Here is a 13,957-nt window from a genome sequence, read left to right on the forward strand (position 1 = left end):
CGCCTTGTCTCCTCGCAGGAACAACCATGCCGAAACCATCAGCATATGTCAATTAAATTATTATATTTTGATAATTACGGCGTCAGAAACTTTACAAATATCGGAAATCGAGAATCATTCCGCACACAGAGAACTCGATGGCCTCAACTTCGCAGCGAGCATGTCAGCGGCGGGCATGAGGGTCATGACGAGACGCCGTTCCACAGCCTCGCTGCAGTCCTCCTGTCTCACGATGAGGCTCATGCTCGCGTTAATCGCAGCTTCCGGGCAGGATAACGGCACGGAGATGCCGACGAGGCCCCTGTCGACCTCACCCCGCGTGATCACATAGCCACGCCTGCGGATGCCGCCGAGCTCCGCCGTCACGTCATCTAAAGGCGCACCGGCCTCTGCCACACTTTTGAGGAGCTTGCTGAGCCTGGCACGCGGCAGCTGCGCCAGAATGGTTTTTGACGTCGCGCCACGCGTCAGCGGCATCGGGCGACCGCGTTCGTAACTTGTTGCGATATCGGCGTCGGCGGCACGTCTGTCGGCGACGCAGATCACCTGGTCGCGATAGAGCCGCGCCAGCACGGCCACGCAGGGTATCGGCGAAGCATGGACGACATCACGAAGCACAGGCTCGCCTTCCCGGATCAGCGGATCGGAGATGCGCAGGCGCCGGTCGAATTCGATGAATGCGGCGCCGAGCCTGTAGTGCGCCTCGATCGACGGATCGAGAAAGCCCTGCCCCACCAATTCGCGGACCGTCCGATAGACTGTGCTTGCAGGAACTTCTGTGGCATCGGCGATCTGCTGGATGGTCCAGTCGGTCTTGTGCTGATCGAAAAGTCTCAAAATATCGACAAATCGATCAAGCCCTGCCATCGAATTTCCTCAAAAGACCGGTGTTCGCGCCGGGTTACGCACACCTAATTGCCATTCAGGATCGCGGCGTGTCAATGCGAATACCCGCCAGCCTTGCGGATCTGCTGCTGGACGCTTATCAAAGGGCGACAACGAGAGAGACTGCGGAAGGAGCGCTTGCAGGGCCAGCGCCCAGAGCGGCCACCTTTTCACGAAGACTGTCGACCGAGGCGACAGGAACAGCCGCGGCGATATAGCGATCACGCCGCAGAAGCAGCGCGTGTCCGAGATAGCTCTTCATCTGCGGCACGCTGAAGAGCCGGCTCACATCTCGATAGACGGAAAAGCTACCGTCGACCGGGTTGATCCATTCCGGTGTCAGGCCGACCACTTCCGCACCGGCCTTCTGGAGGAGAAGCACCGAATCTGCACTCACTGTACGATCCGGAAACTCGTCGAACACCAGAACAACCGGCTTGTCAGGCAAGACCTGGTCCAGCAACCGCCGGCGCAGATACGTATCCTCCACCGTCGGTTGCGGCACCAGGCGACCGACCATGGTGGATTTTTCGGGCCGGCCATCGCCCCACATCAGACCGGCCCGGAAACGTGGCTTTGGCTTGTAACGCATTTGCGCGAAGTAATCCCGCGCAGGGGGATAGGTCCCAAGCACGCGAAATGCCGCACGCGTCACGAACGCCTTGAGGGCATTGTCAGGCATCATGACCCGGCCCATCCTGAGCGCGAGCGTGATCATCTCCCAGGCATGCGGTTTGCGCTCGATCTCGTAACTGTCGAGAACGTTGCCAGGAACAGTTCCACGAACGGCTTCGGCCAGCTTCCAGCCAAGATTGTGTGCGTCGCGCAGGCCGCTGTTCATACCCTGCCCGGCAAAGGGCGGAGAAAGATGCGCCGCGTCGCCGGCCAGGAAGACATTGTTCTCACGCCAGCGCGTGGCCACCCGCGCATGGAACGTATAGACCCGGACGCGACGGAAGTTACAGTCCCGGTCCGGGCCGACCTGGGCGAGAAGATTGCGGACGAAAGCCTCGTCTGTCGCCGTTTTCTCGTCCTCGCCGGCATGCAGCATGAATTCGTAGCGGCGGATATTGTGCGGCCCCGGCAGTGAAATGCAGGGGCGGGCCGGGTCGCAATAGACTTCCGTGTGGCGAAAGCGGTTTTCGGTACGCACGAGGTCGACGATGAGCCAGCGCTCGGCGAAGGTGGATCCTGCGAGTTCTATGCCAAGCTTGGCGCGCGTGGGTGATCGGCCGCCGTCACATGCCACCATGTAGCGCGCCGCTATTCTGCGCATTGCGCCGTCGGCGCCGGAGATTTCCAGGCAGACGCCATCGCCGTCCTGTGAAAAGGACTGCATCTCCCAGCCGAACATTTGCGTTACGTGAGGGTAACGGTTCACGCCGGCGCGCAGCAAAGCCTCGAGTTCCGGCTGTTGAAAGGCGTTGCGCTTGTCAAACCCGTAGTCGCGCGACGTCGGCTCCACGGTCAGGAAAAGCTTTTGGCGCGGCGAGAGATAGCGCGAGCCATAACCCCGCGCGACGATTCCCTCCACCGCGTCGGCAAGACCGATCGCTTGCATGGTGCGCATGGATTCGTCATCGATCGAGACCGCCCGGGGTTCCTCGACCGTCGTCAGGTTTCGTTCGATCAGGATCGTCGATACACCCATGCCCCCGAGCAGATTGGCAAGGGTCAGGCCGGTAGGGCCGGCCCCGACGATGGCGATGTCAGCCCTTGCGGCAGGCTTGGTAACGGTCATAGGCTCCTCCTCATAGCTTTCATTACCGGCGCAATGACTAGCTCTCCGTTGCAATCGGATTGATGAGCAGGCCGACCCCTGGAATATCCACCTCGAACACGTCGCCCGGTTTCATGAACAAAGGCGGATCGCGCCGGTCGCCGACACCACCTGGCGTACCGGTGAGGATCACGTCCCCAGACTGAAGAGGCGTGAAGGACGAGCAGTAGGAAATGAGCGTCGCGATCGGGAAAATCAGGTCCGCGAGGGTCGCGTCCTGCATGACCTCGCCGTTCAGCCGCCCGCTGATGCGCAGACTGCGATAATCTCCGACCTCGTCAGGTGTCACAAGCTGCGGTCCGAAGGCTCCCGTCGAGGGAAAATTCTTGCCCGGCGTGAACTGGAAGGTATGACGCTGCCAGTCCCGCACGGTGGCATCATTGTAGCAGGCATAGCCGACAATATGGTCAAGCGCCGTCTCCTGTGAAATATAGCGCCCGCCCCGGCCGATCACCACCGCAAGTTCGGCTTCAAAATCGAGATGGTCCGATACCCGCGGCTTGAGGATCGCCTGGCGATGGGCAATCTGGCTATCGGCGAACCGCGTGAAGATCGTTGGATATTTGGCGTCCGGACGCTTGGTCTCGGCGCGGTGGCTCTCGTAGTTGAGGCCAACGCAGAGAATTTTCCCGGGATCGGGAATGACCGGCAGCAGCGCCACATCCGCATCGGTAAACTCGGCGCTACGTCCGGAGATATACTCCCGAGCCACCGGCAGAAGCCCGGCGGCGATTGCCTGTTTCAGACTGGTTGCGCCGGGCGCGAGCCGTTCCGTGAGATCAATGATCCCCTCCCCGACCTTCGCCCCGAATCCGGGGCGGCCGAGACGCGTATAGCTTACAAATTGCATGGTTCCATTCCTCTTATTGCGGCCGGGTCACGAGCGCAGGATCGCCTTGCCCCACAGGTTCAGCGTACGCGGCTCATGCAGCCACTCCTTGACCGGGCGGTCGTGGATGACCTCGAGCTCGGCAGAAATCTCGATCCAGTTCTTGTCGGGATCTTCGATGAAGATGAAGAGGTTGTTGCCAGGCCCGTGGCGACCAGGACCCCACATCAGCGGAATGTTGCGTTCCGCAACGTGGTCGCACCAGTCCCTGATAGTGTCCCATTCGCCGGCTTCGTAGGAGTGATGATCCACCCCCGTCCGGTCCGATTTGAAGCAGGCGATGGTGTGATGCTCGTGGTTGGAACGGGTAAAGCAGGTCGCGAGTGTTCCATCCTTGTGAAGGACCCGGTCCGAAAGCGCAAAGCCCAGCTTGCCATGATAGAAGTCGCTGAATGCTTCGACATCGAGCGACGCAAAAGTCAGGTGCTGGGTGGGGCCGCAAATGCCTTTGAATCCCGCCTTCTGCGGCTTTGCCAGACCGAAGGCGATCAGGTGGCCGTCCGGATCGCGCACGGCGAAAGCACCGTCTTCAAAGAAGGCCGACGGTGAAGCCAGGATGTCCAGCCCCTCCGCTTCGGCACGGGCCTTCAGCTCGGCAACCCCCTCCGCATCCCTGCAGGCAAGGCCGGCATAGGCGAGCTTCCGGCTTTCCCCTGCCCGCACGACATAGCGGCGTTGCGGCCCTTCGCAGATCCACTCGTTATCCGTTTTCGTCAATTCCATGTCCATTGCATCGGCGTAGAATTGGGCCAAGCGCTCGGGATCGGCGCTCTCGAAGGCTACATGATGCAGATAAGCGCCTGCGCGCACCGCTGTAAGGGTCATTCTGATCCTCCCTGATTTCAATACTCCATTTAATTATCATATTTTGATAATCTGACAACATAGATTGTCGCTAAATAGCAATTTTTTGTAAAATATCCCATGTCAGCATTGCCCTCATGCAATTTTGACATATGGTGATGCCTCGACAGCCGAGAGCCGCTCATCGCCTGCGGATACCGTCCGGGCGCACAGTGGACCGCTTTGCGGCGGCAAAACATGCAGGGCTTATTTCACGGGGGTGCGCTGTCTGCGGCCAGCCCCGGCAACCGACTGAACCCGCTAGGGTTGCGCGCACCAACGCCGGTCCCCGGATAATGGAGAACTGACGCATCCGAGAGTGGATCGGAATACCGCTGCTTTAAAGGTTCAGAAGACGCTTATGAGCTTGGTCAAGAGACGGTTCAAACGGTCTCGCTCAGATGCAGAGAGCGTCCGAACGCCTTTCAGGAAGCGCGATGATCGAGCGACCTGTTCACGGGTTTCAAGCAATAGGCTTTCACCACTCTCGGTCATCTGCACGAATATCGTGCGCTTGTCCGAACTTGAAGGAACACGCACGACAAAACCCTTCTGCTCCAACCTCGTAATTCGGCCTGTGATGGCGCCCGTGGTGACCATGCAAAGCTCGGCGAGATCACTGGGCCGCAACCGATGGGGCGCTGGCTGGTAGCGAAGATGATTGAGCACGTCGATTTCGCCTATGCCGATATCGAAGGACACGAGCGTCTCATGGAGAGATTCCTGATCCAGCATGTGGAGGTGGCGCAGGCGCATGGCGATCGCAATAGGCGCGCTGTCCTCGCCGGGGAAATCGACCTCCCACTGGCTGATAAGATCGGAAAATATGCCTTCGGTCTGCGCCATCGGTGTTTCACATCTAACTTAGAGCTAAAAGGAAAATGGAGAGGAAATCCTCTTCCTCTACATAAAGTTCTGATTCCATTCGCGCAATCGCCTTCGCACAAAAATCGCTCGAAGGCAGAAGCAGGATTGACCAAAAATCTTTTAGTGCTAAGATACCTCTAAGCTATTTGAGGAGAGTTTACGATGATGGGGAGCGTGGCGGCACAGCACTTTGCTGCGAAGAAAAACGGGCCTGAGACATGTCCCGATGTCGAGGATCTGCGGAGCGCCTTCGGCCGACTTCCATCCGGCGTGGTCGTGGTTACCAGTACGAGCCCTTGTGGCGAGTTTGCCGGAGCGACGGTCAGCAGTTTCACGTCCCTGTCTTTCAAGCCTCCGCTGGTGGTCTTCGGCCTGGCGCAACGCTCGACAACGCTTTCAGCCATCCTCAGCCACGGGCATTTCGCTGTCCACGTGGTTGCGGAACCGCAACAGGATTTGGCGATGCGCTTCGCCTCCAGCGGCACCGGCAAATTCAATGATGTCGATTTCAGGCTGTCCCCGTTCGGCGTGCCGCTTCTGACGCAATTCGACACTTTTCTTCAATGTTCCCTGGAGCGCGCCCAGCTGGCCGGCGACCATCAGCTTCTCATCGGTCGCGTTCTTGAGGTGTCTCTTGCCGGACAGAACTCCAAACCGGTCGCCTGGCTTCAACGCCGCTTTCACGTCTGCGAGCGTCATTCGGCGCTCTAGTGCGCCGCGTTCAGCCACCAATTTCATAAAGATAAGGAAATGTCCCCATGGAAATGAGCATGAAGCAATTCGAGCATCCGGCGCCGTCCGCGCTCGACTCGCCTTACAGCACGGCGGTGGGTCGCAAAATCCGCGACAAGGCCAAGGCGCTGGTGCCCTTGTTGCGAAAGAACGCGGGCGACGGAGAGAAACTCGGGGCGCTCACGGCAGAGAGCCTGAAAGCCTTGACCGATATCGGTGCATTCAAGCTGAGCTTGCCAACGGATTTCGGCGGACACGCACTTGGTGCGCGTGACGTCGTCGAGATCGTTTCCGAAATCGGCAGAGGCGACGGCGCAGCGGGCTGGATGGTTTTTGTCGCGGGCGGCTTGCGCAACGTGCTCGCGTTTCCAGAGCAAGCCGTGCAGGAAATCTTTGCCGGCAGCGAAGATTGGATTGGGCCCCTTGCGGCGGGCGCATCGGTCTTTGCCACCAAGGTCGGCTCGGCGCGCCGCGTCGATGGCGGCTGGATGGTCAGCGGCTCCTGGCATTTCGGAAGCGGTTGCAAGCACGCCCAATGGATGGTGGTCGGTGTCGAGTACGAGACCGGACCGGGCATGGTTGGCCGCGCGATTGCGGTCTTGAAGGCAAGCCAGGTGGAAATTATCGACAACTGGCATGTCATGGGGATGAAGGCCACATCCTCCAACAGCTTGACCGTGCGCGAAGAACAGTTCGTGCCGGACCAGCGTTTCATGGATCTGGCCGAATTCCCTCTCCGCATGGATGAAACCCGCCAACGCTACCAGGGTCTGGCAAGCAAGTTTGATGGCCGCGGGCTGATGCTGCTGACCAATCTGACCCATCTCTCCATCGTCCTGGGCATGGCTCGCGGTGCGCTGGAAACCTATATTGACATGGCCAGGAAGCAGCAGCCCTTCAACCTGCCCTATCCCCGCGTTGCTGACATGGCCTCCACCCAGATTTGCGCAGCAAAAGCCTATGCCATGATCAAGCTGGCCGAAACGACGGTCCACAGTGCCGCGGACCTTCTCGATCGTCACGCGATTGACGGGATCGAGATATCGGCCGAGCAGGAGCAGGCGATGATGATGGAGAACGTCTACGCCGCCCATACGCTGGACAGTGCCGTCGGCACACTCCAGCTCAGCATAGGGTCGGCAACAGCAAACGAGAACAACGCCATCCAGCGCTTCGTTCGCGACATACGAGTCGCGATGCTGCATGGCACGGTGAGGCTCGACCCCACCGCCGAAATCTTCGGGCGCCAGCTGATGGGCATTGCGCCCTTCCCGATGTTTGCCGGGGGCTTGCCTGATCGAGGGCCACCGCCAGCGGGCTGACGGAGGCGCCAGCGTGCGGTGGAGGTCGCACGCCATATTCAACAAGAGGAGGAGGATGTCTTGGAACAGGGAAACAGGCCGGGGGCCGTCGCCAAACCTGAGACGAACAAAGGTTTTGAATACAGCGCCCATGCGGCCAAAGTGCTCGGGGCTCTGTGGTTGATCGTGGCGCTCGTTGTAGCGGTGCCGAGTGTCGGCACGTCTGTCGTCAATGCTCGAATGATCGAAGATCTCAACATGGACCGGGCCGTGTTCGGCATGGGGTTCGGGATATTCGTCATGATGATGGGCTTTCAGGGACCTGTCGTTGCCGTGCTTATCCGGAAATTCGGTTATCGTGCCACGGTGACCTTCGGATGCCTGGTACTGCTTGCCGGATCGCTCGCGATGGCAACATTTGTTCATACGGGATGGCAATATGCCGTGGCCTTCGGCTTCCTCGTGGGCACGGGTGTGTGCCTGGCCGGGATGCTGCCGGCGCAGACGGTCGTTACCAACTGGTTCCATGTGCGTCGTGCGCTGGCGGTATCAGTCGTCTTCTCAGCCGTTGAGGTGGGTGGGTTTTTCTCCCCGCCGGCGCTTGAAAAGCTCATCGCCATATCGGACGGCAATTGGCGCATGGCATGGTGGGTCATCGCCGGGTTTGCGGTTGTCGCCATTGTCGTGGCATGGACGATGCTGAACGAGCGGCACGTTGCGAGCGCGATTGCCGAAAACCCGACGAGCCTTGCGGCACGCGACCGCGGCAACGTGTTCAAGAGCACGACGCACTGGACACTCAAGGAAGCAGTTCGCACCAGAGCCTACTGGCTCATCCTGATCTATATGAGCGTTGCCGGCGTCGCCTGGGTCTTCCTCCTGGCTCACGGCGCGGTGCACCTACAGGACATCGGATATTCATCGGCGGAAGCCGCCAATGCGGTGGCAATCATCATTGTCGCATCCTTTGTCGGCAACATGACCGCCGGCCTCCTCGGGGACCGCATCTCACCGTCTGTCATCGCCGCCGTGAGCATGGCTTTGGTAGCCGTGGCCTTCTGCATGGTTGTCAGACCTGAAGGGTTTGTCGGTATCCTGATGTACGCGCTTCCCGCCGGCATCGGATATGGCGCCTCGCAGGTCTGCGTTATGGCGCTTCTCGGCAACTATTTCGGCAAGGGGTCCTTCTCGACCATCCTGGGCTCGATGATGCCGGTTTCAACGCTATGCGCCGCCGTAGGCGCCGGCTCAGCGGGGGCCGTCTTTGATCAAACGGGAACATATGGGTGGATGTTCATAATCGTGACCGTGCTTTGCGTCATCGCATTGCTGGCCATCCTGGCTGCCTCTCCGCCGCACAGTCACCGAAGGAGGGAAGAGTCTTCGGTCAATGCAATCGCAGCGGAATGAACAGGTTCTATTCTTTAGGGGGGAATAACAATGCGAGTTCTACACACCACCATCGTGCCGCTTCTGCTTGCGTTCACCGTTCCAGCGTCTGCTGAAAACCCAACCCTTATTTTGGAGGATACACCTCCCGGCCTGCCCGCGCCGGTATATTCCGGCCCGTTGGCAGACATTGGCAAGTCGCTCCATGACAACGGAATTGATCTCCGGTTGAGCTATATCAACATCTACCAGAACGCACCCGACTTTGGTTTCGCAGGCGGTTCGTCGGTCAACTATGGCGTGTTCCTCTTCGACGTGACAGGTCATCTCTCATCCGATCTGCGCGTGAGGTTCATGGAGACGGTCAATCACCCGTCCTACAATGAAGACGGCTACCTTTTCGACATGTCGAATGCCTTCTTCCCGGTCCCGGTTGTCGATTCCGGTACGGACCTGACGCGCCTCACGCTTGAAGCCGACCTTTTCGATGACCGCTTTCAGGTCGAGGCTGGCCGCATGGGGCTGGCTCTGGACTTCATGACAAAGGGCTTCTGCGGTGGCCTTGCCTGCATCAACTCGACGCAGGCGATCAACCTCAACATACCGGGCGAGCCGCTTTCTGTTTGGGGTGGCCGCGTGGCTTACAAACCAACCCCGATCACCACGTTCGGGCTGGGGATTATCGAGGACAATCCCGACAATTGGCAGAATGGCAATGGATGGGATTGGCAATCAGGCAGCTCCGACGGATACATCGCCATCGCCAATATCCGTCATGACGAGACGTTCCTGGACAACGCCAATCCGTTGAAGTTTGAAGTCGGGGCCTATCATCGTTCGGCTCCCTACGAGGACGCTCTCTACAATGACGGATGGGGGAATCCGACATTTGGAGCTGCACCGACGATTATCACGCATGATAGCGGCACCAGTGGTGTCTACGCGCAAGCACGCAAAGTAATCTGGAGTACGCCGTCTGGCGGACTGATCCCGGAAAACGTGGCGGTTTACGGCGGAATTTTCCACACCTTCGGTGAGGGCCAGGCCTATCCGTGGGAGGCTTATGCGGGTCTTGAATATTCCGGCTTCTGGGCAGAGAACCCCGTCGCGACGATCGGCGCCTCGGTTCACTACATCGGCCTCAGCGATGAACGAGCCCAGTACGAACGCAATGCCCGGCTGTTCTTCTCGGGAGTAGATGAGGCGCAGCCAAAAGACACGTTCATGTTCGATGTCCATGGAAGCATGGGGATGTTCGGCAACGGCATTCTCGATCTGGGCGCCGCCTATGTCGTCAATCCCAACACTTCGGTCTTGGCCGATTTTTCGACGGGCAGGCAGAAAGACGGTTTCGTTTTCTACGCGACACTGGCCTTCGATTTGAGCGGCAGCCTTGGCCTTTCGCCGCGCCGCGGACCGTAAGCGATTTTATTCCACAGCAGGAGAGATCAGGAATGAACGACACGGAAAACCATGTACGACTTGAACGAAACAAGCATCTCGTCCGGGAATTCTACCGTCGCGTTTTCGACGGCCAGAACCCGGAAGCCGTCAAGGACTTCGTCACCGAAGATTACAAGCAGCACAACAGCCACCTTCCGGGCGGCCGTGCGGGTCTTGAGGGCTTCGTGCGGGCGGTTTTCCCGAACGGCCCGGTTCCCGAACCGGACGAAATGAACATTCCCCCGAGCTTGATCGTGGCTGACGGCGACATGGTCGTTGTGGCGGCGTCCCTGCCCCAGCCCGATCCCAACAACCCCGGCGCCACCTATGATTATTTCGTCTTCGATGCGTACCGGATCCGGGATGAACGCCTGTCCGAACATTGGAGTGGCGTGAACAAGATTGCGCCGCCGAAACGCTTTTGACGACGTCGTTTGTGCCTCTCCTGAACAGGCAAGGCACAAACGAACTTCTTTTCACTGACACTTGGAGACTTAGTACATGAAACTTTATCACGCGCCCGGCGCCTGCTCGACCGCATCCCGCATCGTGCTCGAAGAAGCGGGCATTGCCTTCGAGACGGTAGAAGTCAACGTGAGGGACAAGACGCTGGCGGACGGAACAAGTTTTCTCGCTATCAATCCAAAGGGCCAGGTCCCGGCACTGGTTCTCGGCAATGGCGAGGTACTGACCGAAGGCGCCGTGATCATACAGTATATCGCTGACCAGGCGCCCGAATCCGGTCTTCTGCCGCCGCCTGGCAATCTCGAACGCTACCGCGTGCTGGAATGGACCAATTACATCGCCACCGAACTGCACAAGACCTTCTCGCCGTTGATGCGGCCGAACACGCCACCGGAATTTGCCGCAATCACAAAGGCAGCCTTGTTGCCGCGCGTCTTCGGCGTCCTCAATGACCGTCTGGCCGCCAGCGATTATCTCGCCGGCGCAACGTTTTCCATCGCTGATGCCTACGCCTTCGTCATTCTCGGATGGACGAAGCGGCAGGAGATCGACCTGTTCCCTTGGCCGAACATCCAGGCCTATCTCACGCGAATTTCAGACCGCCCTTCGGTCAAAGCGGCGCTGTAGGAGGAATAGCCATGACATATCTCATTCGGCAAATGGGCCACGTGGTCATCTCCTCGCCCGATCCTCTGGGCGCAGCAAAGGACCTTTGCGACGTCGTCGGACTGAGGATCACGGAAGTGGACGGCGAAACCGTCTATCTCACCAGCAATGACCGCCATCATGAAGTGACCTATATCAAGGGCGACGGAAAGGCTGTCGCCTGCGGGCTTGAGGCTGTGAGTGCGGATGCCGTCGATGAGGTCTATCGTCGCGCAAAGTCGGACGGTCTGGAAATCCTGTCGGACAGGCCGCTCGGCAAGCACTACGACCGCGCCGTGCGCCTGGTTGCCCCCGGCGGCACCATCCTCGAAGTCCACACCCCGATCGCCCGAAACCAGCCGCGGCACTACAGCTATTCGGCACCCGGTGCCCGTCCCCGTCGGGTCGAGCACATCAATTCCTTTGCACCGGATACCGCCGCCTATGGCGAGTTCTGCCAGAAGGTCCTCGGCATGAAGCTGTCGGACATGACGGAAGGTGGTGCACTGCGCTGGTACCGGGCAGAAGACGGCTATCATCACACGATTGCCATGGGTCCCGGCGAAAGCGGATTGCACCACTACGCCTTCGATCTGCATTCCCTTCAGGACCTGCAGACGATCGCCGACAATCTCGCGGGCAAGGACCAGGCCCTGGTGTGGGGACCCGGCCGCCACGGTGCGGGCGGCAATATCTTTACCTACTACGCCGACCCGCATGGCTGCCTGGTCGAGAACTCGATCGAGCTGGATCGTATCGACAATGACGCCACCTATGAGCCGCGCAGTTGGGATATTTCAGAAGGATTGGCCGGCCGCTGGCTAAACCTGTGGGGCACTCCGCCAACCGCCTCCTTCCTGCGTCCCGGCATACCTTTCGATGCCACGGTCTAGGCCGAAGGATACCTGGCACGAAGACTTCCCAAAGAGGAAATATCCGAAACATGAGTATCACACTGAACCCCGAATTCCGCTACCGAATGCCGGTTTCGTTCGGACCAGCGCCCGGCCCCCGCCAGAAGCCCGGCGGCGGTATGTGGGTGCCGGAGGAAACCGGCCGGATGAACGCGGAATGGATGGCGGTCACCTATCGCACCGATCCGAAAAAACTGGAGGCGTTGCTTCCGCCGGGGATGGACCTGCGCGGCGAGCCGCTTCTCACCGTTTCCTGCGCCTGGTTCAAGAACCTCTACTGGCTGGCCGGGCGCGGCTACGGCATCGTCGTCGTCGACTTTCCGGTAACCTATCGCGGCAGGATGGAAACCCTCGAAGGCACCTTCTGCCCGGTGCTGTGGGAAGGGGCGCCCGATGCCATCATGACCGGACGCGACGAACTGGGCTTTCCAAAGATGTTTGCCGACATTCCGCAGATCACCCATGATAGGGAGCTTGGAACCGCTGCATGCTCTGCGTCCTGGATGGGGTTCAAGTTCTTCGACATCACCCTCACGGACCTGATCGACGCCGGCAATGAGCCTGCCCTGCCCGGAGCGGATAACGGCCCGGCGATGTATTACAAATATGTTCCCCGCACCAGTATTGGCGGGTGTGAGGGGGCCGATGTGGCCTATGTCACGACCGCGGCCGCCCCACCCGGAACAGGTGGCAGGGTCGGCAACATCAATTTCGACGGCTTCGACTTCAAACGCTGGTCCGCCAAGGGCACGGTGGCGTGGCACCGGGCCACGTTCGAGCAATTGCCGCTCAGCGCGCATGTCGTCAACGGCATGGCCAATCTCGATATTCTCGAAGTCACCAAGGTGCAGATGGTTGCCTTTTCCGGTCCCGGCATCGCCGTCTCGGTCAACACCATGCGCGCCGTAGAGCCCGCATAACCCAGGAATTACACGATGAAATTGGCAAGATTCACGATCGACGGCAGCACCCGTCTTGGCAAGGTCGAGGGCGACAGGATTGTCGATCTGACCGATGAAACCAAGGATTGCGGGGGTTCGATGCGCCTGTTGCTGGAAAACTATGAAACGCTGCGTCCGGCACTTGAGCAAGTGCAGGCGCCATCGTTTCCGCTCGCTGACATACGACTGGAAGCGCCTGTTGCCGATCCGCGCAAATTCCTGGCGATCGGCATGAACTACAAGGCGCATGCCGAAGAAGCAGCGGCGGCAGGGATCAAGATCCCCGACAGCCAGCTGTGGTTCAACAAGCAGGTCAGCTGCATCAATGGTCCCTACAGCGACATTGTCCTGCCCCAGGCATCGACGATGGTCGATTACGAGGCCGAACTGGGTTTTGTCATCGGCAAGCGTTGCCGCCATGTGAAGAGCGAAGAAGCCCGAACCGTCATTGCCGGTTATCTGGTGGCCAATGACGTCACCGCGCGCGACTGGCAGTTCCGCTCACCGACCTATACCCTCGGCAAATCCTTCGACACGCACGGCCCCATCGGCCCTTGGATCACGACGGATGACGAGATAAGCGATCCGCACGATCTGACCCTCACCCTTTCGCTGAACGGACAGGAGCGGCAGCGAACATCGACCGGTGACATGATCTACGACATCTACGACCAGATCGCATACCTGTCGACGGTCATGACGTTGGAACCGGGCGATATCATCATCACCGGCACGCCGGCCAATGTTGGAATTGCGACGAAAACATTCATGAAACCGGGCGACGTCGTCCGCGTCGAAGTCGAAGCCCTGGGAGCGATCGAAAACATTTTCATCGCCGAAGTCTGATTGCAGTTCGGCGCTTG

General features: G+C 59.4%; 14 protein-coding genes. 9 read left to right on the forward strand and 5 right to left on the reverse strand.

Features of this window, described 5'->3' with window-relative positions:
• Positions 1-114: 114 nt before the first annotated feature.
• The 5 genes from J2Z75_RS24665 to J2Z75_RS24685 all read right to left on the reverse strand — a co-directional run bounded on the left by J2Z75_RS24665 (position 115) and on the right by J2Z75_RS24685 (position 5,243).
• The gene (locus J2Z75_RS24665) at positions 115-867 is read right to left on the reverse strand and encodes an IclR family transcriptional regulator (RefSeq protein WP_209855741.1); all 753 of its coding nucleotides are present in this window, start codon (positions 865-867) and stop codon (positions 115-117) included.
• Positions 868-985: 118 nt separating this feature from the next.
• Positions 986-2,626 (reverse strand): bifunctional 3-(3-hydroxy-phenyl)propionate/3-hydroxycinnamic acid hydroxylase, encoded by a 1,641-nt coding sequence (locus tag J2Z75_RS24670; RefSeq protein WP_209855744.1) that lies wholly within the window; start codon positions 2,624-2,626, stop codon positions 986-988.
• A gap of 37 nt (positions 2,627-2,663) precedes the next feature.
• Positions 2,664-3,515 carry a fumarylacetoacetate hydrolase family protein gene (locus J2Z75_RS24675; protein WP_209855747.1) on the reverse strand — a complete coding sequence of 284 codons (852 nt, stop codon included), beginning with the start codon at positions 3,513-3,515 and terminating at the stop codon, positions 2,664-2,666.
• Positions 3,516-3,542: 27 nt separating this feature from the next.
• Positions 3,543-4,379, reverse strand: coding sequence for a VOC family protein (locus J2Z75_RS24680; protein ID WP_209855751.1), 837 nt, complete (start codon positions 4,377-4,379; stop codon positions 3,543-3,545).
• A 366-nt stretch (positions 4,380-4,745) separates the two neighbouring features.
• A complete protein-coding gene (locus tag J2Z75_RS24685; RefSeq protein ID WP_209855755.1) occupies positions 4,746-5,243 on the reverse strand; it encodes a MarR family winged helix-turn-helix transcriptional regulator in 498 nt (165 codons plus the stop codon).
• A 183-nt stretch (positions 5,244-5,426) separates the two neighbouring features.
• Here J2Z75_RS24685 and J2Z75_RS24690 point away from each other — a divergent pair, with 183 nt between their 5' ends.
• The 9 genes from J2Z75_RS24690 to J2Z75_RS24730 all read left to right on the forward strand — a co-directional run bounded on the left by J2Z75_RS24690 (position 5,427) and on the right by J2Z75_RS24730 (position 13,940).
• Entirely contained in the window at positions 5,427-5,975 is a 549-nt protein-coding gene (locus J2Z75_RS24690; protein ID WP_234937538.1) for a flavin reductase family protein, read from the forward strand.
• Between the two features lie 59 nt (positions 5,976-6,034).
• Complete coding sequence (locus J2Z75_RS24695; protein ID WP_234937539.1) at positions 6,035-7,318, forward strand: acyl-CoA dehydrogenase family protein; 1,284 nt, start codon at positions 6,035-6,037, stop codon at positions 7,316-7,318.
• An 18-nt stretch (positions 7,319-7,336) separates the two neighbouring features.
• On the forward strand, positions 7,337-8,707 hold the full coding sequence (locus tag J2Z75_RS24700) for an MFS transporter (RefSeq protein WP_327791290.1): 1,371 nt from the start codon (positions 7,337-7,339) through the stop codon (positions 8,705-8,707).
• Between the two features lie 30 nt (positions 8,708-8,737).
• Positions 8,738-10,108, forward strand: a complete 1,371-nt coding sequence (locus J2Z75_RS24705; RefSeq protein ID WP_209855758.1) for a carbohydrate porin — start codon at positions 8,738-8,740, stop codon at positions 10,106-10,108.
• A 32-nt stretch (positions 10,109-10,140) separates the two neighbouring features.
• Positions 10,141-10,554 (forward strand): nuclear transport factor 2 family protein, encoded by a 414-nt coding sequence (locus J2Z75_RS24710; protein ID WP_209855761.1) that lies wholly within the window; start codon positions 10,141-10,143, stop codon positions 10,552-10,554.
• A gap of 76 nt (positions 10,555-10,630) precedes the next feature.
• Positions 10,631-11,221 (forward strand): glutathione transferase GstA, encoded by a 591-nt coding sequence (gene gstA / locus J2Z75_RS24715; protein ID WP_209855764.1) that lies wholly within the window; start codon positions 10,631-10,633, stop codon positions 11,219-11,221.
• An 11-nt stretch (positions 11,222-11,232) separates the two neighbouring features.
• Positions 11,233-12,132, forward strand: a complete 900-nt coding sequence (locus J2Z75_RS24720; RefSeq protein ID WP_209855767.1) for a VOC family protein — start codon at positions 11,233-11,235, stop codon at positions 12,130-12,132.
• A 50-nt stretch (positions 12,133-12,182) separates the two neighbouring features.
• Positions 12,183-13,073, forward strand: a complete 891-nt coding sequence (locus tag J2Z75_RS24725) for an acetoacetate decarboxylase family protein (RefSeq protein ID WP_209855771.1) — start codon at positions 12,183-12,185, stop codon at positions 13,071-13,073.
• 15 nt (positions 13,074-13,088) lie between these two features.
• On the forward strand, positions 13,089-13,940 hold the full coding sequence (locus J2Z75_RS24730) for a fumarylacetoacetate hydrolase family protein (protein WP_209855774.1): 852 nt from the start codon (positions 13,089-13,091) through the stop codon (positions 13,938-13,940).
• The last annotated feature ends 17 nt before the right edge of the window (positions 13,941-13,957 follow it).

Source organism: Rhizobium herbae, assembly GCF_017873135.1.
In the GTDB taxonomy this organism is placed as follows: Bacteria; Pseudomonadota; Alphaproteobacteria; order Rhizobiales; family Rhizobiaceae; genus Pararhizobium; species Pararhizobium herbae.

Excerpts from the sequence above, each read along its gene's own strand:
- J2Z75_RS24665 (WP_209855741.1), bottom strand. The coding sequence starts at position 867 with ATGGCAGGGCTTGATCGATTTGTCGATATTTTGAGACTTTTCGATCAG.
- J2Z75_RS24670 (WP_209855744.1), bottom strand. The coding sequence starts at position 2,626 with ATGACCGTTACCAAGCCTGCCGCAAGGGCTGACATCGCCATCGTCGGG.
- J2Z75_RS24675 (WP_209855747.1), bottom strand. The coding sequence starts at position 3,515 with ATGCAATTTGTAAGCTATACGCGTCTCGGCCGCCCCGGATTCGGGGCG.
- J2Z75_RS24680 (WP_209855751.1), bottom strand. The coding sequence starts at position 4,379 with ATGACCCTTACAGCGGTGCGCGCAGGCGCTTATCTGCATCATGTAGCC.
- J2Z75_RS24685 (WP_209855755.1), bottom strand. The coding sequence starts at position 5,243 with ATGGCGCAGACCGAAGGCATATTTTCCGATCTTATCAGCCAGTGGGAG.
- J2Z75_RS24690 (WP_234937538.1), top strand. The coding sequence starts at position 5,427 with ATGATGGGGAGCGTGGCGGCACAGCACTTTGCTGCGAAGAAAAACGGG.
- J2Z75_RS24695 (WP_234937539.1), top strand. The coding sequence starts at position 6,035 with ATGAAGCAATTCGAGCATCCGGCGCCGTCCGCGCTCGACTCGCCTTAC.
- J2Z75_RS24705 (WP_209855758.1), top strand. The coding sequence starts at position 8,738 with ATGCGAGTTCTACACACCACCATCGTGCCGCTTCTGCTTGCGTTCACC.
- J2Z75_RS24710 (WP_209855761.1), top strand. The coding sequence starts at position 10,141 with ATGAACGACACGGAAAACCATGTACGACTTGAACGAAACAAGCATCTC.
- gstA (WP_209855764.1), top strand. The coding sequence starts at position 10,631 with ATGAAACTTTATCACGCGCCCGGCGCCTGCTCGACCGCATCCCGCATC.
- J2Z75_RS24720 (WP_209855767.1), top strand. The coding sequence starts at position 11,233 with ATGACATATCTCATTCGGCAAATGGGCCACGTGGTCATCTCCTCGCCC.
- J2Z75_RS24725 (WP_209855771.1), top strand. The coding sequence starts at position 12,183 with ATGAGTATCACACTGAACCCCGAATTCCGCTACCGAATGCCGGTTTCG.
- J2Z75_RS24730 (WP_209855774.1), top strand. The coding sequence starts at position 13,089 with ATGAAATTGGCAAGATTCACGATCGACGGCAGCACCCGTCTTGGCAAG.